This is a genomic window from Alcaligenes sp. GCM10023179 (assembly GCF_042653705.1).
Taxonomy (GTDB): Bacteria; Pseudomonadota; Gammaproteobacteria; order Burkholderiales; family Burkholderiaceae_B; genus Alcaligenes; species Alcaligenes phenolicus.
Window position 1 is genome coordinate 312,789 of sequence record NZ_JBHSIQ010000001.1, and the last position, 24,791, is coordinate 337,579.

Here is a 24,791-nt window from a genome sequence, read left to right on the forward strand (position 1 = left end):
TTACTCCTTAACCTTTTCAAGTTGAACCAGGAAGGCCTTGGTCTCCGGCGTTTGCGAGTTGCCATCGCCTACCGGCGGGGTCAGCGCATTGATCAGGAAACCAGGTCGGGCCAGACCCACAAATCCCCAGTGCAGCGGGATACCCACTTGGTGGACAACCTTGCCATCCACGTTCAAGGCCTTGATGCGCTTGGTCACCACCGCCACGGCCTTGATATAGCCACGGTTGGAGGACACCTTGACGCGGTCACCTTGCACAATGCCCACTTCCTTGGCCAGCTCCTCGCCAATTTCCACAAACTGTTCGGGCTGCACGATGGCGTTCAACTTCACGTGCTTGGTCCAGTAGTGGAAGTGCTCGGTCAGGCGGTAGGTGGTGCCCACATAGGGGAACTTGTCTACCGTACCCATGGCCGCCAGGTCGTCCTTGAAGATACGGGCCGCCGGGTTGGTCATGGCACGTGGTTCGTCAGGACTGAGCGGGTTGTAGCTCAAGGGGCTTTCAAAAGGCTCGTAGTGCTCGGGGAAGGGGCCTTCTGCCATGCCTTTACGGGCAAAGAAGCGGGCGACACCTTCGGGGTTCATGATGAACGGGCCCATGCCATCAGCCGGATTCTCATCGGCCTTGTAGTCAGGGACGTCCGCACCACCCCAGCGCTTGCCATCCCAGTGAACCAGGCTGCGACGTGGGTCAAAGGGTTTGCCGGTCAGGTCACAGGATGCACGGTTGTAGAGCACGCGGCGGTTGGCTGGCCAGGCCCAGGCCCAGTTCAGCGTCTGGCCGATTCCGGTTGGATCGCTATTGTCGCGGCGAGCCATCAGGTTGCCTTGCTGCGTCCAGGCACCGGCATAGATCCAGCAACCGCTTAGCGTGGTGCCGTCGTCGCGCAATTCGGCAAAGCCATCCAGCTGCTCGCCTGCCTTACGCGTGATCTTCGTCGGATCCTTGGGATCATGCAGATCCACCAGTGCGCGGCCCGAGTATTCCTTGGCCAGTTCAGCGGCGGTTGGATCATCCGGGTTGGAGTAGGGCCAGGACAGGTTCAGGATCGGATCAGGGAAGGCACCGCCTTCTTTCTGGTACAGAGAGCGAATACGCGTGAACAGCGTACTCATGATCTCAATGTCGCTCTTGGCCTCGCCCGGAGGGTTGGCGGCCTTCCAGTGCCATTGCAACCAGCGGCCCGAGTTCACCAGTGCGCCTTCTTCCTCGGCGAAACAGGTGGTGGGCAGACGGAAGACTTCGGTCTGGATGGAAGCGGAATCGACATCATTGTGCTCGCCATAGTTCTTCCAGAACTCTGACGTTTCCGTAACCAGCGGGTCCATGATGACCATGTACTTGAGCTTGGAGAAACCACGCAGCAGCTTGGCCTTGTACGGTGCCGCCGCCAGGGGGTTGAAGCCCTGACAGATGTAGCCCGTCATCTTGCCTTCGTCCATCAGCTCGAACACTTGCAGCATGTCGTAGAGCTTGTCCAGCTTGGGCAGATAGTCGTAGGCCCAGTTGTTCTCGGCCTGGGCGGCATCACCAAACCAGGCTTTCATCAGGCTGACGTGGAACTTCTTGTAGTTGCGCCAGTAGCTTAGCTGGTTGGGGCGTAGCGGCTGTTGGGCACGTGCGCCGATGTAGCCGTCAAACTCTTTCTCGGCCTGGTTGGGCAAAGTCAGATAGCCGGGCAGCAGGTTGGACATCAAACCCAGGTCAGTCAGACCCTGAATGTTGGAGTGCCCGCGCAGCGCGTTCATGCCACCGCCGGCAATACCAATATTGCCCAGCAGCAGCTGGACCATGGCGCCGGTACGGATGATCTGCGAACCAATACTGTGTTGCGTCCAGCCCAGCGCATACAGGATGGTGCCCGCGCGACCCGGTTCAGCGGTCGAGGCCAGCATTTCACAGACTTTCAGGAACTTGTCCTTGGGCGTGCCACAGACGCGTTCCACCATCTCGGGCGTGTAGCGCTCGTAGTGCTTGCGCAGCAGTTGGTAGACCGAGCGTGGGTGTTGCAAGGTGGGGTCCGTCTTGACGTAGCCGTCCTCGCCCAGCTCGTAGTCCCAGGAGGACTTGTCGTAGCTGCGTTTTTCTTCGTTGTAGCCCGAATACAGCCCCTGCTCGAAGTCAAAGTCTTCGCGCACGATAAAGGGCATATCGGTGTAGTTGCGCACGTATTCGTGCTGGATCTTGTCGTTGTCCAGCAGGTATTTGATGACGCCACCCAGGAAGGTGATGTCACTACCGGTACGTATAGGCGCGTAAAAGTCCGCTACGGATGCCGAACGCGTAAAGCGTGGATCCACAACGATCAGTTTTGCATTGTTGTGTGCTTTGGCCTCGGTCACCCATTTGAAACCACAGGGGTGCGCCTCGGCTGCGTTGCCGCCCATAATCAGCACAATATCCGCGTTCTTGATGTCGACCCAATGGTTCGTCATCGCTCCACGGCCAAACGTCGGGGCAAGACCTGCCACCGTCGGGCCGTGTCAGACACGTGCTTGGTTATCGAACGCCAGTACACCCATGCTGCGGATGACTTTATGGGTGACATAGCCCACTTCGTTACTACTTGCCGAAGCAGCCAGCATGCCGGTGGTCAGCCAACGGTTGACGACGGTGCCGTCTTCAGCGGTGGTCTGGAAGTTGGCGTCGCGGTCTTCTTTCATCAGCTTGGCAATACGCGTGAAAGCGTCTTCCCAGGAGATGCGTTCCCACTTGTCCGAGCCAGCGGCACGGTATTCAGGGTATTTGAGTCGGTTGGGGCTCTTGATGAAATCCACCAAGCCTGCGCCCTTGGGACAGAGTGTGCCGCGGTTCACGGGGTGGTCGGCATCGCCTTCAATGTGAACCACGCTGGGCTCGGCATTCATGGCGCCGTCACCACGGGAGTACAGCAGCACCCCACAGGCTACGGAACAGTAAGGACAGGTATTGCGCGTCTCTGTCATGCGGGTCAGTTTGTACTGCCTGACTTCCGCCATGGCGGGGGTGGGCGCAGCGCCCAGCAAGACCATGCTGGAACTGGCCAGCGAGGCCCCCGTCACTTTGAAGAACTGACGCCGATTCATGTTCACCATGCGGCTCTCCAATAGGATTGTGTTTTCGTGTTTGAAATCGTCAGGGGAGGCGCCTTGTGAGCTCTGCCCCTGTTTTATAGTTGAACAGTATAAGCGTTGAACTTATGGGCTACTGCCAAGAGGGCGTGTCTAATTGATCAAGGACAATCTTGATTCTATTGAGGTTTTCACGCCGGAGCCGCAAGTGTAGTCGGTGATGCGGGTATTCACCTACTATTTGCAAGGGATTTTTTCAATTTAGCGGGCTTGTTTGAAGAATTCGATCTGAAAGCTGCCGGGCAGTTCGAACTCCACGTGATGCAGAACTTGGGGCTCAATCGCCACACATTGTCCGGCTGTCAGCACCACTTCAGTAAAAGGCTCCTGATCCAGAGCAAAGCGCAGCACGCCGGTTTGAACACGCAGCAGGCCCCAGGTGCCAACTTTGGTGTTGTGGGCACGGCGCAAGGCCTCGGGCAAATTGGCCGGCGTGAAAACGGGGGATTGGCTGTAGCGCTCCAGCCCTTCAGGCAGGGTGTCAGGCAGGCGCGTTTGATTGCTTTGCGCCTGATAGGTCTGCCAAAGTTTGGCGGCAATGCGGTCTGCCATAGCGTCTGCCTTTTGTTGCAGGGTGGGTTTGCCCAGCGTGGCCGTGGTTTGGTGGAAAATTTCCAGCCAGCGTTCAAACAAGGGCCAGGATAACTCGGGCAGGGCCGCATGGCGCGCAATCGGGGCGCCCTTGAAGCGGCGTGTGCCCAGCAAAATGGCCGACCAGAAATCGCACAGCATATCCAGATGCTCGTCCCAGTCCTGCACATTGTGTTCAAAAATCGGGCCTAGCTGCGCATCTTGCCGAACCTGGGCGTAGAACTGGGTCACCAATTGGCGAATGTCGGCTTCAGTGTAAGCGGTCTGTGGCGGCAAGTGTGTCATGAGTATCAAGCAGAGAAGCTAAAAGTCGGCATTCTCGGTCTGCTTGAAAAGTACTCAAATGACAAAAGTCATGAGTGCGTCGATCGCTTAAAAAGAGCGTTGGGCTGGACTGGCCAAGCGGCGCAGGTGGGCCTGGTCATGTACCTGCCAATCGCTGCGTTTGCCACTGACGTAACCACGCGCCTGCCAGTCGGTAAACAATCGGCTCAAGGTCTCTGCCCGTATACCCAGATGGGCGGCCAGTTGCCGTTGGTTCAAGGGTAACTGGATTTTTTCCCCTTGGCGGGCTTGCAGATTGAGCAAGTAGTTCGCCAAACGCTCGGCGGCCGAGCTGGCTGAAATCCAGTCCACTTTATTGACTTGTGCATACAAGGCGCTGCTCAGGCCCGCCATCATGTTCATGGCCAGTTCGGGCCAGCGGCGGCAGGCTTCTTGCAGGCTGCTGCGCGAGAGTTTGTAGACGCGCACGGTTCCCTTGGCGCGAGCGCACATGGGGTAGCGTCCATGCGGCATGAACATGGCGGCTTCCGCCACCAATTGGCCGGGCTCGAAAACATTGAAAACACGTTCGTCGCCATTTTGGCTGTAGCGCAGGATTTCTACCTGTCCACTGTCCACCAGCAAGCAATAGCGGGCCTCGTCGCCTTCATTGAACAGAATCTGCCCAGAGCTGGCGTTTTGAGCCAAAGCGTCACGGCACAAATGCTGGATGACCTCGATGGGCAAACCTTGCAGGAGACGGTGGCGAGCCAGCAATTCAAACAAAGCTGGACACGAGCCGGGCATGTTGACTTTTGTCATTGGGGGGCTGGGATGAAGATGGGAGAATTCCCATTTGATAATAGTTCTCATTATACAAATCTTCATGTCATATATCTATCAAGGGTTTCGTCGCTGGGCTGCATCTCAGGGAAAAAGTGCCCGTTTAGACAGAGGGCAGCGGGCTATAGCCAGCCATGCGCGTGGACTTCCCTTAAATCAGGCTACCCCCAAGGCAATTGATGCTGGCTTATCAGGTAAGCGTGCTGCCATGCCCCGTCTGGATGAACTTGATCTAACAAACGGGGCACAGGTTCACGTTTTTGGTGGGGTTAAGGAGCGGGTTCGTGCTCGGTTTGCCTCTACGACGCTGGGTAACTCCAAAAGAGATGGCCGTGGGATGTTCGTTCGCAAGATCTTGAGCCGTGTTTTGCCTGGCTTGCTCCTGGCCTCGCTGGTAGCAGGTGCCCAGGCCGCTCCCCGTTACGAGTCTCTGACTCTGGCCGGCCCAGGCGCGGTGGTGTCCTATCCCTTGATGCATATGGCGCAGACCCAGGCCTTGAGCCAATACACGGACAAGCTGGAGTTTCGTCTGTGGCAGAACCCGGATCAGTTGCGTGTTCTGCTGGCTAAAAAGGAAGTGGATTACAGCGCTGCACCCAGCAATTTGTCTGCCTTGATGTTCAACAAGGGGCAGGCCGTCAAACAGCTGAATATTTCGGTCTGGGGCATTTTGTGGCTAGTCAGCCGTGATCCCGCCGTCAAGAGCTTTAGCGATCTGGCCGGTAAGGAACTGCTGGTGCCATTTCAGCGCGATCTGCCTGCTGTCTTGCTGGATACCTTGCTGGCCAAGCAAGCCCAAGGGGGTAAGGAAGCTGTGCGCTTGCGTCGTACGCGCGATGCTCAGGACGCCATTGCCTTGATGCTGACCGGCCAGGGCGATCAAGCCTTGCTAGTTGAGCCCACTGCTTCCTTGCTCTTGTGGCAGGCGGAGCAGAAGAAGGTGGAGCTGCATCGCGGTCAAAGTCTGGAGCAAGCCTGGGCGCAGGCTTTTCCTTTGCAACAGGCGCTGCCGCAAGCCGGCGTCATGGCTAACGTCACTGTGGCCCACGATACCGAGCTGAATCAGGCCGTGGAACGGGCTTATGCCGAGTCGGCCCGTTGGTGCAGCCAGCAGCCGCAAGAGTGCGCCCAAATGGTTCATGGCTATTTGCCTCAGTTCCCGGTTCCGGCAATTCAAACCGCGATTGAAAAGACTCGTCTGGATAGTCGTCCAGCCAATGAAATCCGCCCTCAACTGGAGGCGCTGTACCAATTGCTGGCGGATCAGCATCCCCAAGCCTTGGGTGGTGGCCTGCCTGCTGCCGGGTTTTATGGACCATGAAAAGCAAGTCGAATTTATCGGCACGTAGCTCTCGTGCATGGGGCGTCGTGGGTGTGCTGCTGATTCTGCTGTGCTGGCAGATCAGCGCCATGTTTCTGGGGCCCTTGCTGATGGCTTCGCCCATGGAAACCGCCCGTGCGATTCCGCGTTTGATGATGTCCGGCCATTTTCTGAATGACGCCGGAGCTAGTTTGCTGCGCGTGGCCATTGGCGTCAGCGTGGGTTGCTCCATTGGTTTCACGCTAGGCATTTTGGCGGCACACAGCCCGCGTCTGCGTGGCTTGCTGGAGCCTTTGCGTTGGCTATTGATGGCGATTCCGCCTGTGGTGGTTGTTGTGCTGGCCATGCTCTGGTTTGGCCTGGGTTCGAGCATGGTGATTTTCATGACGGTGCTGATGATGGTGCCGGGCATGTACGTGAACACCGTCAAAGGGATGTTGCAGGTGGACCGCGATCTGATCGAGATGAGCCACGTGTACCGCTTTGGCTGGTGGCGCCGTCTGCGTCACCTGTATCTGCCTTCTCTGACGGCTCCTTTGACTGCCGCTTTGCTGATTGCTTGCTGCGGTGGGGTTCGTCTGGTGGTGATGGCCGAAGTGCTGGGTGCAGAAAGTGGCGCAGGCTATGCCTTGGCCAACGCACGTAGCACCTTTGACAGCGCCGAGCTGTACGCCTGGGTTGTGCTGATTCTGGGCTTGGTCGCCGCGATTGAATTTGTTCTGCTGCAACCCTTGCAGCGTCGTCTGGGACAGTGGCGGGAGGACAGCCATGCTTGAGCTAAGCCATGTCCAGGTCCTGTTCGGGCAAAAGCCGGTTTTGCAGGATTTAAGTTGCACCTTGCAGGCCGGGCAGCGCCTGGGCGTTCTGGGGCCTAGTGGCGAAGGGAAAAGTACCTTGCTGCGTTTGGTTGCGGGCCTGATCAAGCCTGATTCCGGCCAGGTCTGGAACGAATTTCGTCACCCTGTGCTGGTGTTTCAGCAGCCCCGTTTGTTGCCTTGGCGCAGCGTGCTGGACAACGTGCAGATTCCGCTGCGTGCGCAAGGCTTGTCGGCTGCGCAAGCTAAAGAACGTGCCATGTACTGGCTGGGGCAGGTGGAGCTGGCCGATATTGCCCAGTCCTGGCCCGGTGAACTATCCGGTGGCATGGCACAGCGGGTGGCACTGGCCCGCGCCTTTGCCTTGCAACCGGACCTTTTGCTGCTGGATGAACCTTTCAGTGCTCTGGACCCGGCGCTGCGCCATAGCCTGGCTCAAGTCTGCCTGCGCTGCCTGGAAGAAACCGGAGCAGCGCTGCTGTACGTCAGTCATCAACCCCGTGAATTGATGCGGGTCGCTGATTCCTGCCTGCTGCTGAAAAAGGGGCAAGGCCAGTTGTTTGAGCCGGTGGCCCCGGCGGATACCGCTGCCCGTGAGTGTCTGGCCGATTCCTTGTACGCCCAACTTTTGTCTCAGGAGGCTTTGACGCCATGACTGCCTATCCCGTGATCCTGCTGTTCCATCTGTTTGCCGCTCTGTTTTTCATCGGCACGGTGTTTTTTGAAGTCCTGATGCTGGAAGGCATACGCAAGCACGTTCCGCGAGAGGCCATGCGCACCTTGGAGATTGCCATTGGTGACCGTGCCCGGCGCATCATGCCCTGGGTTCTGCTGGTTCTGTACAGCGCCGGGATAGGTTTGGCCTGGCATCACCGCGCTGCGCTGGCCCATCCTTTCGATAACACTTTGGGCCTGTTTTTGACCATCAAGATTCTGTTGGCGCTTAGCGTTTTTGGTCATTTTCTGACGGCCATGACTTTGCGACGCACCGGGCGCATGAAGTCCATCCATTTCAAGCGCATTCATCTAAGCGTGTTCTGTCACATGGTCGGGATCGTGATCCTGGCCAAGACCATGTTTTATCTGCACTGGTAATTTCACTTTCTATCGAGAATACGATGTTACACGTTCCTGTATTGCGTCGGCTGACAGTCAGCCTGGCGCTGGGAGGGCTGTGGTCGGGCGCCGCCTGGGCCGACCCGTCTACCTCTACCTTGTCTCCCATTGTCATCAAGGCGCCTGTCGGGCAAAGCGTGCTGCAGGCCGACCTGCGACAAGAAAAGGCTCGCCTGGATGCGGTGCCTGGAGGCACCAATTTGATTCAGCCGCAGGAAGAGCTGCGTCTGGTGACTTTGCGCGATGCCATGGACTATCAGCCTGGTTTGGTAGTGCAGGATTTCTTTGGCGGGATTGATCAGCCTCGGCTCAATATTCGCGGTTCGGGGATTCAAAGTAATCCGGTTAATCGAGGTGTCTTGCTGTTGCAAGATGGTCTGCCTTTGAACGAGGCGGACGGCTCGTTTGTGATCGGCTTTCTGGAACCGCGCAACAGCTCCTTGATCAGCGTGCGGCGTGGTGCAAATGCCTTGTCGGCCAGTGCGACCACTTTAGGTGGAGAATTGGATTTTCGCTCCATGAACGGTACGCAGGGTGACGCCATCAGCGTGGAGGGCGGCAGTTTCGGGCGTCTGGGTTTGTATGCCGCCAAGGGTTTTCAGACGAACGAGTTTGATGGGCGCTTGGCAGTCAGCCATGACAAGGCTGATGGCTACCGTCATCACTCGGATTCCGAGCGCACGAATGTGCAGGGCAATATCGGTTTCAAGCGCGGGCAGTTCGAGAACCGCACTTACCTGTCCTATGTGGATTTGAAGTTTGATATTCCCAATGTGGTCCCGCGTGAGCGTCTTTACAGCGATCCGCGCAGTGTGATGGGGGACTATGGCACGCCGCAGGATATGGCGGCCAATGTCTATAAGCGTGATCCGAATCGCAAGGCCACTCAATTCCGTTTGGCTAACCGTAGTTATTGGGGTACCGAGGATTTCAACCAGACCGTGGGCCTGTACTGGCAGACGGTGGACGATACTTTTACGAATCCGCAGGTGTCTTCGCCCACCAAGGGGAATACCTATGGCGCACAGTGGCAGTTGGCTGGTCGTGAAGGCAGCCTGGATTATCGCCTTGCCCTGGACTGGGCGCGCAGTGATATGGATCGTGAGTTGTATGCGGTCAATCCTGCCAATGGCAGCCGTGCCTTGTTCTTTGGGGACTATCGCCTGCGGGCTGAAAACCGCAATGCGCTGTTGGGTTTGAGCTGGAAGGTTGCGCCCCAGTGGACCGTGGTGGGGGATGTGAAGTACAGCCAGGCGATTCGTGATGCGCGCAATCGTTTGGGGGGCGATACCCTGAACCAGAAATGGTCCTACGCCAGCCCGAAACTGGGCGTGGTGTGGCAGCCGTCCGAGGATTTGCGGGTGTTTGCCAATGTCAGCCGTAGTCATGAGGCGCCTACGTATTGGGAGATCATCAGTGCGGAAGTACCGCAGCCCATGAATGTGCGCTCGGCAGTGACAGGGCTGACGGAATTGAATGTGCAAAAGGCGACGACTTTTGAGTTGGGTGGTGCCGGGCGTTGGGGCAGTGGCGAGTCGGCGGTGGACTGGTCCCTGGCTGTGTATCGCAGCAATGTGAAAGATGAGCTGATGGCTGTCAGTGATGCAACCGGGGCTTCATCGGTGACATTTAACTATGCTGATCGGACGCGGCACCAGGGCGTGGAGGCTGGTTTGAGCGGTTCCTTGCCTGCTCCGGCTGCAGGGCGCTGGGACTACCGTCTGTCCTATACCTATAGTGATTTCCGCTTCCGAGGGGGCGAGTATGAAGGCAATCGTATTGCCGGGGTGCCCAAGCATTTGCTGGGTGCAGAACTGATGTATCGACGTGGAGGCTGGCGGTTTGGGCCGAACGTGCGCTGGCTGGCTTCGGATACGCCGACCAACCATCAGAATGTGGAAGGCACGCATCAAAATGCTTATGCCATTTGGGGTTTCAAGGTCGCTTATCAGCATGACAAGCATTGGAGTGCTTATCTGATGGCGGATAACATTTTTGATAAGACCTACGCCAGTAGTTATGTGATTCGACGTTCGGCTTCGGAGGCGATGCCTACTTATCTGGCGGGCAATGGCAGGAGTTTCTTTGGTGGGGTGAAATATAACTTCTGATCGTTTTTGATGCCTTGGTTTTTGGCTTGATGATTAGTTAACGATTAGGCAGGAATTGTCTCAGTGAAGACGCCCCTCTGGCCTGCGCCGGGGCCTTGGGGCTTGAGCAGTTGCCGGTCCTGCGCACCGGTCCCCTTGTCAAGAGATCAGGCAGGGCGCACCCAGAACTCACCCGGTACTTGGTCCCCCGGACCAAGTACAAGCGTCGGGTTCAAACAGCTGGGTGCTTGAACCCCCGCCTGATCTCTCGCCTGCGGCAAGCACTCTGAATCGCCCCAAGGCCCCGGCGCAGGCCAGAGGGGCTCACAGGGAATTCTTGCCTTAAGGCTTTCCGACTACAGGGGCGTGACTTGGGCTTTCATTGCACGGTTCCTTGGATCGGCCACGGGTTTATGACGCTGTGTCTGGGTGGATTAAGGCCCGCTTGTATCTGAATTGTTGTTGTTGTTGTTGTTGTTGTTGTTGTTGTTGTTGTTGTTGTTGTTGTTGTTGTTGTTGTTGTTGTTGTTGTGTAGTGCTGTGGAAGAGTGCCTCTGACGTGTTCAGGGGCTTTTTTTTGGTCTGTTTGGATGTGTGTCTTGATCAGGATCAGCCGATAGGGCGGTCAGGGTGCACTTTCAGAATTATCTGACAGACCGGGGTGGAACGGGTCGGTAAGTTCAGGGTTCACCGTTCTCTTACATCCTTAGGTTTGTCAGCCATGATGAATACATACTTGTTGACCACTGAAGATATTGATCCTCGCACTTTGCCCGAGCAGGCCGTGCTGTATGCCCATCTGTTGACACGAGATGCCATGAATGATGAGTGCGTGCGCAAGTTGATGGCCGCACCGCGTTTCGTGCGTTCGGACAAGGGTATCCCGTATGTGGTGCTCAAGGATATGCGAACGCATCGCTGGACCCTGATTCGTGCCTGGCGCGAGTATCTGGAGATCAAGCGCGAGCGTTTGGCCAGTCGTTTGGGAATCAGTGTGGCGGAATACAACGTGATCGAGAAAGGTCTTGTTCCATTGAGCCTGACGATGTTGGCTCTGTTGGCGCAGGGAATGGGTCTGGACGAGACGCAGTTGCAGATGTCTCCGTATCAGCCCGTGCTGGAACCTTTGGCTTTGAGCTAGTGCCAAGGGATTAAAAAGAAAGCTACGACAGGAAAGGGCAGGTGCAGGCAGCAGCTTGTGCCAGGCTCAAAAGCAGTTCCGGCCCCATCACGTTTATCGCGCGATGGGGCCGGTTTTTTGGTGCAGGATTTGGCTGGTTTTACTCGGCCGAGTCTTCGGTTTGCAGTTTCACTACCTGCTTGGCTCGGGTGTCTACATGCAGAGAGAAGATGTCGGGGCGCGAGTAGTGGCCGTAGACGTCAAAGTCCAGATTGGCCTGTTTGAGCAGGTCCATATCCAGTTCAGCGTACAGCTCGGTTTCTTCGTCAAACACCGGGCCGGCCAGCACTTCGCCGGTGGGGCTGACGATCATGCTGCCGCCGTGCATCACGTAGCTGTCCGGAGCAAATTCGCCGGGCAGGGCAAATTCTTTCTGGAAGGACTCGGGGTAGTTGTTCAGGCGGATGGCCTGGCAGGCGGACAGCACAAACACACGGCCTTCGACGGCGATGTGAATCATGGACGAGGCCCAGGTAGGGCGGTCGTCTGCCGTGGGAGCGCAGTACAGTTCGGTGCCTTGGGCATACATGGTCTGACGCAGGGTGGGCATGTAGTTCTCCCAGCAGATCACGTTGCCGATTCGGCCCATGGGGGTGTCGACAGTACCCATGGTGGAACCATCGCCAAAGCCCCAGACCAGACGTTCCTGGCCGGTAGGCATCAGTTTGCGGTGGATGCCCACCACGCCTTTGCCCGGAGCCAGTGTCAGAGCGGTGCAGTACAGGGTGCGGCCCATTTTTTCGATTACGCCCATCACGGTGTAGACACCGGTTTGGGTAACGGCATCGGCCAGTGCTTCCAGTTCAGGGCCCCCCAGGGTGACAGCGCCTTCCACATACATCTGGTACAGGGCACGGCCTTCAGGACGGCGGTTGCCGATGACGCTGCCAAAGCTGATGCCTTTGGGATATCCGCCCAGAAAGGCTTCGGGAAAGACAGCCAGAGTGGCGCCATTGGCAGCTACGCGCTGCAAGATGGCGGCGGCTTTTTCGACACTGCTGGCAGAGTCAAACGGAATGGATGCCGCTTGTATAACAGCAACTTTGCTCATAACTAGGTCTCCTTTAAAGGTCAGCCTGCGGACAAGTCCACGTTTTTGGTTTCAGGCAGGCGGGTATACAGGATCAGGAAGCACACCAGGGATACCGCAGCCAGGTACCAGGCCGGTACGTTGGGGTTACCTGTGTACTGGATCAGGGCGGCAGCAATGAAGGGGCCAGGACCAGCCAGCAGTGCCGACGAGACGTTGTGACCCAGTGCGGCGCCGGTCGAGCGAATCGAGGCGGGGAACACTTCCACCAGCAGCACCACGTTCATGACGGCAGAGATGGCTACCAGGAAAGCCATGATGATCAGGCCCAGCAGAATCAGTGCGGGTTTGCCGGAGTTCATCATGATGAAAATCGGGTAGGCCATGATGGTCAGACCCGCAGCGGCAAACAAGGCCAGTTTGCGGCGACCGTAGTGGTCCGAGAAACGGCCAACCAGTGGGTGCAAGATGCAATACACCACCAACGAGGCACTGCACAGCCACAGGGCCGAGGTTTTGCTCATTCCCAGGATGGAAACCAGGTGGTTATTGGCGTAGGTGATGAAGTAGTACAGCGACACAAGGAACAGGGCGGAGAACGCAAAGGACAGAACAAAAGCGTTGAACTTGTCCTTGGACGAGACGCGCTCCAGTGTGTTGTTGGCTTTCTTTTCCTGCAGCTCGTGGTAGACGGGGGTGTCGTTCAGTTTGCGACGGATAAAAACCGCAATGAAGGTCATCACAATCGACAGCACGAAGGGCACACGCCAGCCCCAGCTGTAGACCTGGGCTTCGGTCAGCGTGGCGTTGATGGCGGCAGCGGTGGCGGTACCGAGCAGGAAGGCGATGCCGGCGGTGAAGGTCACTACGCTGGCGGCGGTGGCACGACGGTTGGAGGGGGCGCTTTCCACCAGGAAAATACCGGCAGCGGACCATTCACCACCCACCATCATGCCTTGCAGGAAGCGCAGCACAACCAGCAGGATAGGAGCGGTAATGCCGATGGTGTCATAGCCAGGCAGCAGGCCAATCAGGGTGGTGAATACACCCATGCCAAAGACGGTAATCATCAGCACGGTCTTGCGGCCAAAGCGGTCGCCAATGGGGCCCAGAATCAGGGCGCCAAAGGGGCGCGAGACAAAACCCACGGCAAATACGGCCAGGGACGAGAGCAGGGAAACGCCAGCGGCGTCGGATGGAAAGTAGATGCTGCCGATAATGGCTGCAAAGTAGCCATAGATCGCGAAGTCAAACCATTCCATGAAGTTGCCAATACCAACGGCAACAACTTGTTTTTTACTTAAGCCCGGCTGGCCTGGGGGGGCCGATTTGGCATGTGCAGGGGCGACGGTAGCAGTGCCCATAAAGATCTCCTCGAGCAGGGCAGGTGAATACCCGACCCTTATTGTGGTTGTGGCTGATTTTTAGTCTAATCAAGCCAAATAATTATTCAAACTAATTAGAAAAATGGCTTCCATTAATATCGCTAATATCAGGCGGATGGATCTGAACCTGCTGCTGGTGTTCCAGTGCTTGATGAACGAGCGCAGCGTGACCAAGGCCGCCAATGCCCTATTTCTGACCCAGGGCGCGGTCAGCGCGTCTTTGCGCAAGTTGCGGGTGGTATTCAATGACGAGCTGTTTACCCGTGGTTCGCACGGAATGACGCCTACGCATCGGGCCTTGGAGATTGCCCCGCAGATATCCGAGGCCCTGAAAAGCATCTCGGCGCTGGTCACATCCGAGCAGGAGTTCGATCCAGCTCGCTCCAGCCGGGTTTTTCGCATCGCTTTGTCCGACGATCTGGAAAATATGCTGGCCAAACGCATGATTCGCATGGCTGACGAGCAGGGCTGGACGATCAGTTTTTCCTTCTACCAAACCAATAGCTATTTGTGGCCGCAAAGCATGGTGGAGCATGGGGCGGATCTGGCGATTTGCTCCAGCCCCAAATTTCTGAGCACCATGCACAAGTCGCAAGTGCTGTTTTCCGCTTCCTATATCTGCATTTACGATAAGCAGTCCATTGCGTTTTCAACCCCCATCAGCAAGCAGGAGTATCTGCATGCTCATCATGGGCGGGTGTCCTTTGACGGCTTGCGCGGCTTTGTTGATGAACTCTTTGATGCCGAGCGACTGCAGCGCAAGGTCAAGGCCTCGTTCACGCATTTTTCCGGGGCAATCAACGCCATTATTGGCAGCCCTTTGGTGCTGACCATGCCCGATTACGCCGCCCGTTCCTTTGTGGAATGCAATAGTCGATTAGCCGTCTCGCCGGTGCCGTTGCGAGTGCCATCTTTTGTGGTGTCCATGATTTGGGACATCAACAAGGAACATGATGAAGAAAGCCGCTGGTTGCGGCGTTTTGTGCTGGAGCTGACCGAGTCTGTCAGCCAGTGACGTGCTGCTGATACGATCCGGCGGCGTACTATTGCCCCTGTTCTGTTTTCTTTTCTACTATCCGCCATGCGAATTTTATTGATTGAAGACGAGCCTGATTTGGCCCTGTGGCTGACGCGCAGCATGCAAAAGAAAGGGTTTGCAGTCGAGTGGTCCAACGACGGGATGGTGGCCTACCATCGTTTGCAGATCGAGGAATTTGATGCGCTCGTCCTGGACCTGGGCTTGCCGGGCATGGACGGACGTGCCTTGCTGGCACGTCTGCGTTCGGAGGATAACCGGACTCCCGTGTTGATTTTGACGGCTCGCGACTCCTTGCAGGAGCGAGTGGAAGCCCTGGAGTGTGGGGCGGACGATTTTTTGCCCAAACCTTTTCGTATTGAAGAGCTGGTGGCGCGCGTCAATGCCCTGATTCGTCGTAGCCGGGGCAAGGACAAACCGCGTATGGCGTGTGGCAGCCTGATCTATGACTTGTCCACACAGCGCTTTACGCTGGATTCGGCGCTTCTGTCCGTGTCACCGCGCGAGGCCGAGGTGCTGCGTATTCTGGTGCAGCGTAGCGGAGAACCTGTGAACAAGCAGTTCATCCTGGATCGGCTCAATGACAAGGATGAGGATGAAATCAATATTGAAGCTATCGAGGTATTGGTGCATCGCTTGCGCAAGAAACTGCAGTCCTCGGATGTCCATATCGTCACTTTGCGCGGCGTAGGTTATTGCCTGGAGCCTGTGGGCGATGATGAGCCTTAGCGTATTGCCTTATCGGGGGCAAATATGGCCTTAAGCAGTCTGCGTCGTACTTTGTTGTTCATGCTGATTCCTGCGGCTTTGCTGACCTCGGGCGTGTCCCTGTTTGTTTCCAGCATGACTCTGAAGGATCAGGTCAACGCCGCGTTTGACCGGGCTTTGGCCGGTGCCTTGAAGTCCATGTCGTCCAATGTCTTGACCATTAGTGGCGGGCTGGCGATGGAGCAGTCTTACTACATGATGGAGTTCATGGAGTACACCATCAGCAGTCAGGTGTATTTCAGGGTGGCTACTGAAGATGGTTTATCGGAAATTGGCTTTACCGGTATGCCGCTGCCCGTGCGGCGTCTGCTCAGTAATCAACCCGTTTTCTATGACGCTGAATATCTGGGAGAGCCCTTGCGCATCGCGGCGGTGGCGCTGGAGTCGGATGGGCGCCTGCAGACTTATCAAGACAGCCGAATTCTGATTCAGGCTGGTGAAAACCTGAGCGAGCGCCATGCTTTCATACGCAAAGTCATTATCCAGAATCTGATTCAGGACGTGGCGGTGCTCAGCCTTTTCATTATTCTGATTCTGGTTGGCACCTTGCTGGCGCTACGCCCTTTGCGCAAGTTGAGCGCCGAGGTACGGCATCGTTCCCCCGATAATCTGGAACCGATCAGCGAGGCCAGCCTGCCGCGAGAGGTCCGGCCTTTGGTACAGACCATCAATTTGCATATGGATCGTTATGCACGCAAATCACGCGAGCAACAGCAGTTTCTGGACGATGCCTCGCACCAGTTGAAAACCCCCTTGGCTGTTTTGCTGACCCAGGTGGATTTTGCCCTGTCTCTGGCCAAGACCGATGAAATGAAGGAGGTGCTGGAGGCAATTCAATTACGCTTGAACAACACGGCTCAGATGACGCATCAAATGGTGGCCTTGTCCAGGGTTCGCGATGCTGCTGACCAGCTACGCACCCGCGCGGCCTTGGGCACAGTCGACTTGTGCCAGCAAGCCGGGCTGGTGGTGGATGAGCTCTGGAGCCTGGCGAGGTCCAAGCGTCAGGACCTGGGCCTGGACGCGCCCTCCACCCCTGTTCGGGTAGCCGGGGAGGCTTGGCTCTTGCAACAGGCTTTAAGCAATATGGTCAGCAATGCCATCAAGTACTGCCCACGTGCTGCATGCATTACGGTAACGGTGCGCAAGGAAGGGCCGGTGTGCAGCATTCAGGTTGAAGACGATGGTCCGGGTATGAGTGCTGATGATATGGCCAAGGCAGGCCATCGTTTCAGGCGCGGCGAGGCGGGGAAGGCCTTGCAGGGCTCCGGTTTGGGGCTGGCGATCGTACAGGCTATTGCACAGATTCATGGCGCCCGCATGAGCCTGCGGACAGGACCGCAGCAGCGTGGTTTGATCGTGCATTTGGAGTTTGATTCGCTTGAACACTGATTGGATGGTTCAGGGTATACCCTTGAAAATCGTGTTTTTTGGCGAAATTGAAAGGTAGGCGAAAGCTTCGCTCCGGTAAGGTCGCACCCATTACAACGACTAAGATCCTCCTGGAGGCGAATCAATGACTATCCACATGAAACTACGGGTGCTACTGGCCAGCAGTATTCTGGGCTTGAGCAGTCTGAGTGGCGTACAGGCCCAGCAACCCTCCAAGCCTGAGTGTATTGCTCCAGCACAGCCAGGCGGCGGGTTTGACCTGACCTGTCGTGTAGCCGTGAACGGTTTTCTGGAAACCAAGCTGCTGGAAAATCCCATGCGCACCGTCTATATGCCCGGCGGTGTAGGGGCGGTGGCCTATAACCATATCGTGGCGCAGCGTCCGGGCGACGGCAATGCGATTGCTGCTTTCTCGGGTGGCTCCCTGCTGAATCTGGCACAGGGCAAGTTTGGCAAATACTCGGTAGAGGACGTGCGCTGGCTGGCGTCGATTGGCAGTGATTATGGCGTGGCCATTGTGCGTGCGGACTCGCCTTATCAGGACCTGAAATCCCTGATGGAGGCCTTCAAGGCCGACCCGACCAAGATTGTTCTGGGAGCGGGTGGTTCCGTGGGTGGGCAGGACTGGATGAAGGCTGCGCTGACGGCCCGTGCCGCAGATGTGGATTTCCGCAAAATGCGCTTTGTTGCCTTTGAGGGCGGTGGCGAGGCGATGACGGCCCTGCGCGGTGGCCATATTCAGGCCTATATGGGCGATGCAGCCGAAGCTCACACCATGCTGGAGGGTGGGGCGCCTATTCGTGTTCTGGCTGTCTTTAACGACAAGCGACTGGACGGTGCACTGGCCGAGATTCCCACGGCCAAAGAGCAGGGCTTTGATATTGAGTGGCCTATTATTCGCGGCTTTTATGTGGGCCCCAAAGTCTCTGACGAGCAATATCAGTGGTGGGTTCAGGCGTTCGAGCAGCTGATGAAAACGCCCGAGTTTGCTCGCATGCAAACCCAGCAGGGCCTGTTCCCCTTCAATATGAGCGGCCAGGAACTGGATGCTTACGTAAAACAACAAGTACTTCAGTATCGAGAATTGGCTGACTCGTTTGGCCTGATAAAGAAGTAAGTTTTTTACGGTACTCCCGGCCGGTTTGCGCCGGGAGTGCCGCCTGTCTGCCCCGTCGTCCATGGCGGGTGAATCCGGAGATTCCAATCATGACGCTGAATGATCGCGTACTAGGCGTGGGCGCGCTGGTGCTCGCTGCCTTGATCACCGCTTTTGGCTACGACCTAGAGCCGCCTTTTTCCTATGAGCCTGTTGGCCCCAAGGCCTTCCCTTTATTGCTGGCCTTGATCATTGCTTTATGTGGGCTGCGCCTGATTATCAAAGGTGGTGGGACTGTGCCTGCCAACCCCAGTGGAGCCAATGGCCGCATCTTGATGATGGTGGCCTACCTGGCGGCTTATGCCTGGCTGTTTCAGTGGCTGGGTTTCATCATTGCCACCACGCTGATGGCTACCTTGGTAGGCCGTTTGTTTGGCGGTAGCTGGAAGCAGGCCCTGATTGGCGGGCTGGCGATGGGAGTGGGGCTGTTTCTGCTATTTGATTTGGGCCTGGATGTGGTTCTGCCCTACGGCATCCTGGGAGAGTGGTTATGAGCTCGATTCTTGATTATTTGAGCGTAGGCTTTGGCGTTGCTTTTTCTGCCCAGAATCTGTTGGTCGTCGCGATTGGCGCTTTTATCGGCACCATTGTGGGCGTGTTGCCTGGGCTGGGGCCGATTAATGGTGTAGCCATGCTGGTGCCGATTGCCTTTGCCATGAAGCTGCCCCCGGAGTCTGCTCTGATCCTGCTGGCCGCTGTGTATGTGGGTGCGGAGTATGGTGGTCGTATTACCTCCATTCTGATCAATGTGCCCGGTGAAGCGGCAGCGGTCATGACGACGCTGGACGGTTATCCGCTGGCGCGCAAAGGTTTGGCCAGTGTGGCCTTGTCCTTGTCGGCTTTTTCCTCGTTCATCGGGTCCACCATTGCCATCTGCGGTATTGTGCTGCTGGCTCCCATGCTGGCGGGCTGGGCGGTTGCCTTTGGCCCGGCCGAGTATTTTGTGCTGATGGTGTTTGCCTTTTGTGCGCTGACCAGTTTGTTGGGGGATGAGCCAGTCAAAGGTATCCTGGCCGCTATGCTGGGCCTGTTCATTTCTACGGTGGGAGTAGACGCCAACTCGGGGGTATATCGGTACAGCTTTGATATTCCGAACCTGGCAGATGGCATTGATTTTGTTGTTGTCGTGATTGGTTTGTTTGCTGTGGCAGAGATGTTGCAGATGCTGGAAAACCTGTTGGGTGGCGTGTCGATCGAAGTACCTAAAAGCAAGCGCAAGCTCTTTAACCTGAAAGAGCTGGGCATGACCTGGTGGAGCACCGTGCGTGGTGGCGTGATGGGTTTTTTTATCGGTATCCTGCCCGGTGCCGGGGCCAGTGTGGCCTCTGCGGTGGCCTACGCCAATGAGAAAAAATATATCGAAGGCAAAGATCCCAATGCCATGTTTGGCCAGGGCGATATGCGTGGCCTGGCTGCGCCAGAGGCGGCCAATAACAGTGCTGCAACCGGCTCCTTCATTCCCATGCTGACACTGGGCGTGCCAGGCTCTGGAACAACGGCGGTCATGATGGGTGCCCTGACGCTGTACAACATCACGCCGGGGCCAGTGTTGTTTGAGTCGCAGCCACAGATTGTGTGGGGCTTGATTGCTTCCTTGATGGTCGCCAACGTCATGCTGTTCTTGATGAACGTGCCCATGGTGCGGGTCTTTGCCTCCATGCTGGCTATTCCTCCGCGCCTGTTGGTGCCTGGTATTTTGGCGATCAGCTATATCGGGGTCTATGCCATCAATGGCACGAGCTTTGATCTGCTGCTGGTCGTTGGTATCGGCGTTCTGGGCTACTTCCTGCGCAAGATGAACGTGCCCATGGCACCGATGGTGCTGGGAGTGGTTCTGGGCAATATGATGGAGCAGAATCTGCGTCGCGCGCTGTCCATCACGAACGGTGAAATCGGTATTCTGTTCGAGAGCAAAGTTTCAATTGCCTTGTGGATCGCGGCCGTTTTGGTTAGTGTAGGTCCGATCGTGCTGCGTCGTATTGCAGGGCGCAAGCAACTGCACGACGAGACATAAATAGGGGGACCCCACCGCTTCGGTGGGGCTTTTATCGGGAGAAAGTGCCAGGCTGCGGCCTGGCCTTGTTGTTTTTGTTATGGCTATCTGGTTTCGAATTGCCCTGGGTTTTGGGGTAGCCCTGCTTGGTGCCCTGGTGGCCAGTTGGCTGAGTATGCCTTTGCCCTGGATGTTGGGTGCCCTGATCTTGACGGCAGCTACCAAAATGGCAGGCAGTCCGGGGGCCTGCATGCCGCTGGCGCGCAACGCAGGTCAATGGGTTATTGGGACATCCCTGGGGCTGTATTTCACTCCGGCCATGGTGCATCTGATTGGCAGTAATGCTCTGTTTATCGTGATGGGCATGGTGTTTGCGCTGGTCTTGTGCTGCATAGGTACATTCATGCTGACTCGTTATGCCGGTACGGATCTGCGTACTGCCTGGTTTGCCAGTGCAGTAGGAGGAGCCAGCGAGATGACGGGGCTGGCGGAGCGTTATGGCGCACGTCCGGATCTGGTCGCCTCTGCACATGGTTTGCGGGTGCTGATGGTCGTAGTGATTATTCCCTTCGCGTTCGAGGCTTTGGGCTTTTCGGGGGAGCAGGCGGGAGCTGTTGTACGGCCTGATTTTTTGAACCTTCCTGGTCTGGCTCTGCTGGTGCTGTTAAGCAGTGTGGCCGGCTTCCTCTTTCAAATCTTGCGTTTGCCCAACCCTTGGGTGCTAGGCCCTTTGTTGGTGGTGGCCAGTCTTACGTATAACGACATTATTTTGTCGGGCCTGCCGATACAAATTTCCAACTTGGGGCAGCTGTGCATTGGCTGGGCTCTGGGCGACAAGTTCGGGCCGGACTTTTTCCGTCGTGCTCCCAGGTATCTGGGGGTCGCTGCCATCAGTAACCTGATCAATCTGTGCTTGGCGTTTGCCTTCGCCTATGGCCTGTATCGGCTTTCCGATATTGCCTATCCCACGTTGGTGCTTGGCGTCAGCCCAGGCGGCATTGCAGAGATGGCGATTACCGCCAAAGTGCTGCAATTAGGAGCGCCGATGGTGACCTCCTTTCAGGTGGCGCGCATGGTTTGCGTGTTGGTGTTGACCGGACCTTTATATACCCGTCTTGCCCGCTACTTAAAACTGAGTTGAGGGCTGTTCGTATCAGCCTGATGAAAAAAGCCCGGTGTCTGACCGGGCTTTTTTTCTTTTGCATCAAGAAAGGGTGGCTTGCGACAGAGGGTTAGCGGCCAGGCGTGACTTTGCCATGCTCGCCGATCTCGGTCAGGCGCTCGCCCATCAGGGTGGCTTTCAGCATTTTTCCGGCTTGTGCCAGCTTGCCTTCGCGCACGCTCCAGTATTCCGCACTATCAATATGCACGCACACCAGCGCCAGATCGGGGTCGGTAATGCCCTCGGCAAACCAGGCTTCAGTCATGGTGTTCCAGAAGCGTTCTTTCTGGTTCATGGAGTCGACCACGCGGGCCATACCGGACACCGACACATAGGTGTCGCTTTTAGGATCGGCATAGCTGACGTTCACATGCGGATTGGCGCTCAGATTACTGACCGGGTCACTGCTGCGCGACATGAAGAACCATAGCTTGTCATGCTCATAGTCCTCTTGGGTCGAACCCATTTTTGCCTTCTGGGTTGTCATGGGCCAGGCATGGAGTTCGCCATTGGCCGCATGGGTGACGAACATCGCAAAGCGGATGTCCTTGATAATCTCTTGCAGATGTTCAAAGGAAGATTCAATTGTTTCGTTCATGGCATCTCCTTGAGAAGGTTGAAGAGTTAACACTGCTTACTTAATCACCCCGCAAGCAAAGCGTCCGCCACCGCCGCCCAGGGGCGCGGGGTGGTCGGAGTGGTTGTCACCGCCTTCGTGAATCATCAGGGAGCGGCCCTTGATCTGATCCAAGGACTTCAGGCGTGGGGCCAGAACGGGTGTGCTGGCGGTACCGTCAGCCTGTACATACAGGGCGGGCAGGTCGCCCAAGTGGCCGTTGCCCCATGGGAAGCCGTGCTTGCCGGTTTTTGCAGGATCCAGGTGGCCGCCCGCTGCTCCGGCAGGCGTTACCTTGCCGTCTTTTTCGCTGGGGGCGCAGCTGGCATTCTCATGCACATGGAAGCCATGTACACCGGGTTTCAGGTTTTTCAGGTCTGGCGTGAAAACCAAACCATGCTCTGTCTGACGGACGCTAACCTGGCCGATCTGTTCGCCAGCACCGCTTTCGGTAGCCATATTCATGGGGATGATGACGTCGGCCAGCGAGGGGGCGGATAAAGCAAGGGTGGCGCCTGCGGTGGCCAAGACCATTGCGCATCGCGCTTTGAAGGAAGAAAAACGCATAAGGCTGATTCCTTTGCTGAAATAAAACAGAAGGTTAGATCAGCCTAGCATTGCAGCCGCGCCATGCAGTTAAGAGACGTTTCTCTTTGTCAGTAAAGTCGGCCTGAAAAAGTGCCTGAAAGCGGTGGACCAAGCAAGGGTTTAGTCGGTCCGACAAGGGTAGTCCCGGCCTATCGTCTTTTCCAGAAAACGAGTTACTGCCTTGATGCGGGGCAAGTATTGCAAGTCCCGATGCACTGTCATCCAGATGGTGCGACGTACGGTAACTTGTTCATCCAGCAGCTTGATCATGCCCAGTCGTTCCGGTTTGGCAAAAGAGGGCAGCATGACGATACCTGCACCGGCTGCGGCGGCAAACATCTGGGCAATCATGCTGGAGGACTGAAAAGCCAGCTTGGGCCGGGAGATGATTTCATTAAGCCAGCGCACGGTATCCAGCTGGATCAGGTCGTCCACATAAGAGGCAAATTGGTGATCCAGCAGGTCGTCCAGATCACAGGGATGGCCGTGACGGGTCAGGTACTCGGGAGACGCGTACAGATGTAGCGGAAAGGAGCCCAGGGGCACCACATCAATGGACTTGCCTGCCATGGGAAAAAAACTCAGGAATACATCCGCTTCGCGCCGGTTGACGTGCATTTGCTGGGTCGTCGTGACTAGCTCAATGGCGATTTTGGGGTGTAGCGATGAAAAGCCCTGAAACTCTGCCGCCAGATATAAGGAGGCAATGCCTTCCATGGAGCCGACCCGCACTGTGCCGGAGGGTTCTTTAGGGCGATCCCCCAATTGTTCTGCCAGAGCCACGGCACTGGCTTCCATGGACTCCACATACTCCAGCAAGCCTTGCCCGCCTGCGGTCAGATGCAGACCCTGGTTACTGCGCTCGAAGATGGGCGCGTTAATCGTTTCTTCCAGTCGGCTGATATGACGGCTCAGGGTGGACGGGTCTACCTTCAAACGTCTGGCGGCCGCGCCCAGGGTGCCGCAGCGCGCCACTTCCAGGAAAATTTTCAGATCATGCCAATTGGGATCAATAGGAGACATGGCTACAACCCTGGACAAGAATATTTGCAAGGCGGGTACCAAATAATGGACGAAACCCGTGCGTATTTTTAAGTCTACTGCGAGCTATCACGGTATAGATCAAGCTTTCAGGGAGTTGCAAATTTGCAATGCACCTTGTGTTGCGGACGGCCTTGTTTGGAAAGAGAAATAGAGGCTGCCATGTACCCCCGAGGCAACGGAAGTACATGGCAGGTACTGCTAGCAGGGTGGGTCAGACGATGGCCTTATTCTTCCATCGTTTCCGAACTGGCTACCTGACCGTCCTGCACGGGCTCACTGCTACGTGATTGTTTACCGCTTGCGCTGTTTGGTCCTCGGAAAGTAGCGGGCGTGATGCGTCGACGATCAATGGACAGATCAAACACATCGAAGCGGTTGTAGTAGCCCACAATGTCGTGGAACTGCTTGGGTTCCACGCAGGCGTTCAAATCAAAAGTGGCATAGGCAATCCCTTCTTCATTTTGCAGAAAGTCGCCTACGGATGCGCCGGTGGGGTCCAGGAACTGGGTTGCCGCGCGCGGGGTGTTTTCCAGCACTTCGCGCGCCTGGGCATCCCCGCCTTCGGTCAGGGCATCAAGCATGGCCTGGTCCATGAAACCGGCATTCAGAATGCCGAAGACTTTGGACTCAAAAGAGTGGCCGCCTGCTCGTATTTTGTTGGCTGCCACATTGTCAAAGTTCTGGCCGGATTTGGGCATGCGGGTCGGCCAGATAGCCGGCCAGGCGGAGATGTGAATCTGCTCGCCCTGGGCCGCCAGTGAGTAGCGGGCCAGCGGGTTGGTGTTCTCCCCGCAGATCAGGGCACCGATGCGGCCAATGTGGGTTTGGCACACGCGCAGACCATGGCCATCGCCCGGAGCCCAAACCATTTTTTCGTAGAAGGTGGGCACCAGTTTACGGTGGTGATTCAGGATGGAACCATCATCGCCAATGATCACATTGGAATTCCAGATGCAGCCTACGCTGGCCTCGGTGCTTTCGCTAAAACCCAGGGATACAAAGATGCCATTGCGCTTGGCAGCGGCACGAATCTGGGCGATTTCCGGGCCATCAATATGGATGCTGTTGGCTGCCATTTTCTTGAACCAGTCGTGGTTGTAAATGGGCGCCCACAGCGCGGCCCAGACTGGAAAACCGGGGATGAAGGCTTCGGGAAAGGTGATCAGCTCGGCTCCGTGGCGGGCGGCCTCGTCAATAATGGCAATGGCCTTGCGTACCGAGGCGGCCGCGTCCATGTAAACAGAGGCAATATGTGCCGCGGCAACTTGAGTGATTGGAAGTGACATGGTG

At 56.6% G+C, this 24,791-nt stretch carries 22 protein-coding genes; 13 read left to right on the forward strand and 9 right to left on the reverse strand.

The genetic code is table 11. From position 1 onward, the window contains the following. From fdnG to ACFPDR_RS01425, 3 genes are all read right to left on the reverse strand, one after another. Positions 1–3,075: a formate dehydrogenase-N subunit alpha gene (fdnG, locus tag ACFPDR_RS01415; RefSeq protein ID WP_143241241.1), complete on the reverse strand. Its 3,075-nt coding sequence runs from the start codon at positions 3,073–3,075 to the stop codon at positions 1–3. A gap of 237 nt (positions 3,076–3,312) precedes the next feature. Beyond that, entirely contained in the window at positions 3,313–3,987 is a 675-nt protein-coding gene (locus ACFPDR_RS01420) for a DUF1971 domain-containing protein (protein WP_376910287.1), read from the reverse strand. A gap of 87 nt (positions 3,988–4,074) precedes the next feature. Then, positions 4,075–4,788 carry a Crp/Fnr family transcriptional regulator gene (locus ACFPDR_RS01425; RefSeq protein WP_088451921.1) on the reverse strand — a complete coding sequence of 238 codons (714 nt, stop codon included), beginning with the start codon at positions 4,786–4,788 and terminating at the stop codon, positions 4,075–4,077. A 229-nt stretch (positions 4,789–5,017) separates the two neighbouring features. On the opposite strand from ACFPDR_RS01425, the gene ACFPDR_RS01430 reads away from it, so the two are divergent. The 6 genes from ACFPDR_RS01430 (at position 5,018) to ACFPDR_RS01455 (ending at position 11,292) form a co-directional block, all read left to right on the forward strand. After that, positions 5,018–6,130, forward strand: a complete 1,113-nt coding sequence (locus ACFPDR_RS01430) for an ABC transporter substrate-binding protein (protein ID WP_376910289.1) — start codon at positions 5,018–5,020, stop codon at positions 6,128–6,130. Further along, entirely contained in the window at positions 6,127–6,906 is a 780-nt protein-coding gene (locus ACFPDR_RS01435; protein WP_088451923.1) for an ABC transporter permease, read from the forward strand. The genes ACFPDR_RS01430 and ACFPDR_RS01435 overlap by 4 nt, the downstream gene beginning before the upstream one ends. After that, complete coding sequence (locus ACFPDR_RS01440; RefSeq protein WP_376910291.1) at positions 6,899–7,600, forward strand: ABC transporter ATP-binding protein; 702 nt, start codon at positions 6,899–6,901, stop codon at positions 7,598–7,600. The genes ACFPDR_RS01435 and ACFPDR_RS01440 overlap by 8 nt, the downstream gene beginning before the upstream one ends. After that, positions 7,597–8,040: a CopD family copper resistance protein gene (locus ACFPDR_RS01445; protein WP_035270184.1), complete on the forward strand. Its 444-nt coding sequence runs from the start codon at positions 7,597–7,599 to the stop codon at positions 8,038–8,040. The genes ACFPDR_RS01440 and ACFPDR_RS01445 overlap by 4 nt, the downstream gene beginning before the upstream one ends. Before the next feature lie 23 nt (positions 8,041–8,063). Continuing rightward, positions 8,064–10,172, forward strand: coding sequence for a TonB-dependent receptor family protein (locus ACFPDR_RS01450; RefSeq protein ID WP_376910294.1), 2,109 nt, complete (start codon positions 8,064–8,066; stop codon positions 10,170–10,172). Between the two features lie 700 nt (positions 10,173–10,872). Continuing rightward, positions 10,873–11,292 (forward strand): helix-turn-helix domain-containing protein, encoded by a 420-nt coding sequence (locus ACFPDR_RS01455; protein WP_035270189.1) that lies wholly within the window; start codon positions 10,873–10,875, stop codon positions 11,290–11,292. Positions 11,293–11,431: 139 nt separating this feature from the next. Here ACFPDR_RS01455 and ACFPDR_RS01460 read toward each other — a convergent pair whose 3' ends face one another. Then, a complete protein-coding gene (locus ACFPDR_RS01460; protein WP_021447211.1) occupies positions 11,432–12,382 on the reverse strand; it encodes a carbon-nitrogen hydrolase family protein in 951 nt (316 codons plus the stop codon). A 20-nt stretch (positions 12,383–12,402) separates the two neighbouring features. Next, positions 12,403–13,725: an MFS transporter gene (locus ACFPDR_RS01465; protein WP_035270190.1), complete on the reverse strand. Its 1,323-nt coding sequence runs from the start codon at positions 13,723–13,725 to the stop codon at positions 12,403–12,405. A gap of 103 nt (positions 13,726–13,828) precedes the next feature. Here ACFPDR_RS01465 and ACFPDR_RS01470 point away from each other — a divergent pair, with 103 nt between their 5' ends. The 7 genes from ACFPDR_RS01470 (at position 13,829) to ACFPDR_RS01500 (ending at position 21,232) form a co-directional block, all read left to right on the forward strand. Further along, positions 13,829–14,761, forward strand: coding sequence for a LysR family transcriptional regulator (locus tag ACFPDR_RS01470; protein WP_009463447.1), 933 nt, complete (start codon positions 13,829–13,831; stop codon positions 14,759–14,761). 66 nt (positions 14,762–14,827) lie between these two features. Further along, positions 14,828–15,511: a response regulator gene (locus tag ACFPDR_RS01475; protein ID WP_060185405.1), complete on the forward strand. Its 684-nt coding sequence runs from the start codon at positions 14,828–14,830 to the stop codon at positions 15,509–15,511. 24 nt (positions 15,512–15,535) lie between these two features. Further along, positions 15,536–16,942, forward strand: a complete 1,407-nt coding sequence (locus ACFPDR_RS01480; RefSeq protein ID WP_376910297.1) for a sensor histidine kinase — start codon at positions 15,536–15,538, stop codon at positions 16,940–16,942. Positions 16,943–17,066: 124 nt separating this feature from the next. Next, positions 17,067–18,059 carry a Bug family tripartite tricarboxylate transporter substrate binding protein gene (locus ACFPDR_RS01485; RefSeq protein WP_035270195.1) on the forward strand — a complete coding sequence of 331 codons (993 nt, stop codon included), beginning with the start codon at positions 17,067–17,069 and terminating at the stop codon, positions 18,057–18,059. A 95-nt stretch (positions 18,060–18,154) separates the two neighbouring features. Continuing rightward, complete coding sequence (locus ACFPDR_RS01490; protein WP_035270589.1) at positions 18,155–18,592, forward strand: tripartite tricarboxylate transporter TctB family protein; 438 nt, start codon at positions 18,155–18,157, stop codon at positions 18,590–18,592. Continuing rightward, complete coding sequence (locus ACFPDR_RS01495) at positions 18,589–20,112, forward strand: tripartite tricarboxylate transporter permease (RefSeq protein WP_376910299.1); 1,524 nt, start codon at positions 18,589–18,591, stop codon at positions 20,110–20,112. Before ACFPDR_RS01490 ends, ACFPDR_RS01495 begins: the two co-directional genes overlap by 4 nt. A 79-nt stretch (positions 20,113–20,191) precedes the next feature. After that, positions 20,192–21,232 (forward strand): AbrB family transcriptional regulator, encoded by a 1,041-nt coding sequence (locus ACFPDR_RS01500; RefSeq protein WP_376910301.1) that lies wholly within the window; start codon positions 20,192–20,194, stop codon positions 21,230–21,232. A gap of 91 nt (positions 21,233–21,323) precedes the next feature. Here ACFPDR_RS01500 and ACFPDR_RS01505 read toward each other — a convergent pair whose 3' ends face one another. The 4 genes from ACFPDR_RS01505 to ACFPDR_RS01520 form a co-directional block, all read right to left on the reverse strand. Then, complete coding sequence (locus tag ACFPDR_RS01505; protein WP_035270198.1) at positions 21,324–21,851, reverse strand: pyridoxamine 5'-phosphate oxidase family protein; 528 nt, start codon at positions 21,849–21,851, stop codon at positions 21,324–21,326. Positions 21,852–21,887: 36 nt separating this feature from the next. After that, the gene (gene sodC, locus ACFPDR_RS01510) at positions 21,888–22,436 is read right to left on the reverse strand and encodes a superoxide dismutase family protein (protein ID WP_009463437.1); all 549 of its coding nucleotides are present in this window, start codon (positions 22,434–22,436) and stop codon (positions 21,888–21,890) included. A 141-nt stretch (positions 22,437–22,577) separates the two neighbouring features. Then, positions 22,578–23,480 carry a LysR family transcriptional regulator gene (locus ACFPDR_RS01515; RefSeq protein ID WP_035270199.1) on the reverse strand — a complete coding sequence of 301 codons (903 nt, stop codon included), beginning with the start codon at positions 23,478–23,480 and terminating at the stop codon, positions 22,578–22,580. Positions 23,481–23,725: 245 nt separating this feature from the next. After that, entirely contained in the window at positions 23,726–24,787 is a 1,062-nt protein-coding gene (locus tag ACFPDR_RS01520; protein ID WP_376910302.1) for a carbon-nitrogen hydrolase family protein, read from the reverse strand. Positions 24,788–24,791: the final 4 nt, after the last annotated feature.

Coding starts and splice junctions, on each gene's coding strand:
- ACFPDR_RS01480 (WP_376910297.1), top strand. CDS start 15,536: ATGGCCTTAAGCAGTCTGCGTCGTACTTTGTTGTTCATGCTGATTCCT.
- ACFPDR_RS01500 (WP_376910301.1), top strand. CDS start 20,192: ATGGCTATCTGGTTTCGAATTGCCCTGGGTTTTGGGGTAGCCCTGCTT.
- ACFPDR_RS01435 (WP_088451923.1), top strand. CDS start 6,127: ATGAAAAGCAAGTCGAATTTATCGGCACGTAGCTCTCGTGCATGGGGC.
- ACFPDR_RS01495 (WP_376910299.1), top strand. CDS start 18,589: ATGAGCTCGATTCTTGATTATTTGAGCGTAGGCTTTGGCGTTGCTTTT.
- ACFPDR_RS01485 (WP_035270195.1), top strand. CDS start 17,067: ATGACTATCCACATGAAACTACGGGTGCTACTGGCCAGCAGTATTCTG.
- ACFPDR_RS01475 (WP_060185405.1), top strand. CDS start 14,828: ATGCGAATTTTATTGATTGAAGACGAGCCTGATTTGGCCCTGTGGCTG.
- ACFPDR_RS01440 (WP_376910291.1), top strand. CDS start 6,899: ATGCTTGAGCTAAGCCATGTCCAGGTCCTGTTCGGGCAAAAGCCGGTT.
- ACFPDR_RS01430 (WP_376910289.1), top strand. CDS start 5,018: ATGCCCCGTCTGGATGAACTTGATCTAACAAACGGGGCACAGGTTCAC.
- ACFPDR_RS01465 (WP_035270190.1), bottom strand. CDS start 13,725: ATGGGCACTGCTACCGTCGCCCCTGCACATGCCAAATCGGCCCCCCCA.
- ACFPDR_RS01420 (WP_376910287.1), bottom strand. CDS start 3,987: ATGACACACTTGCCGCCACAGACCGCTTACACTGAAGCCGACATTCGC.
- ACFPDR_RS01505 (WP_035270198.1), bottom strand. CDS start 21,851: ATGAACGAAACAATTGAATCTTCCTTTGAACATCTGCAAGAGATTATC.
- ACFPDR_RS01450 (WP_376910294.1), top strand. CDS start 8,064: ATGTTACACGTTCCTGTATTGCGTCGGCTGACAGTCAGCCTGGCGCTG.
- sodC (WP_009463437.1), bottom strand. CDS start 22,436: ATGCGTTTTTCTTCCTTCAAAGCGCGATGCGCAATGGTCTTGGCCACC.
- ACFPDR_RS01425 (WP_088451921.1), bottom strand. CDS start 4,788: ATGACAAAAGTCAACATGCCCGGCTCGTGTCCAGCTTTGTTTGAATTG.
- ACFPDR_RS01520 (WP_376910302.1), bottom strand. CDS start 24,787: ATGTCACTTCCAATCACTCAAGTTGCCGCGGCACATATTGCCTCTGTT.
- ACFPDR_RS01470 (WP_009463447.1), top strand. CDS start 13,829: ATGGCTTCCATTAATATCGCTAATATCAGGCGGATGGATCTGAACCTG.
- ACFPDR_RS01515 (WP_035270199.1), bottom strand. CDS start 23,480: ATGTCTCCTATTGATCCCAATTGGCATGATCTGAAAATTTTCCTGGAA.
- ACFPDR_RS01445 (WP_035270184.1), top strand. CDS start 7,597: ATGACTGCCTATCCCGTGATCCTGCTGTTCCATCTGTTTGCCGCTCTG.
- ACFPDR_RS01455 (WP_035270189.1), top strand. CDS start 10,873: ATGATGAATACATACTTGTTGACCACTGAAGATATTGATCCTCGCACT.
- ACFPDR_RS01460 (WP_021447211.1), bottom strand. CDS start 12,382: ATGAGCAAAGTTGCTGTTATACAAGCGGCATCCATTCCGTTTGACTCT.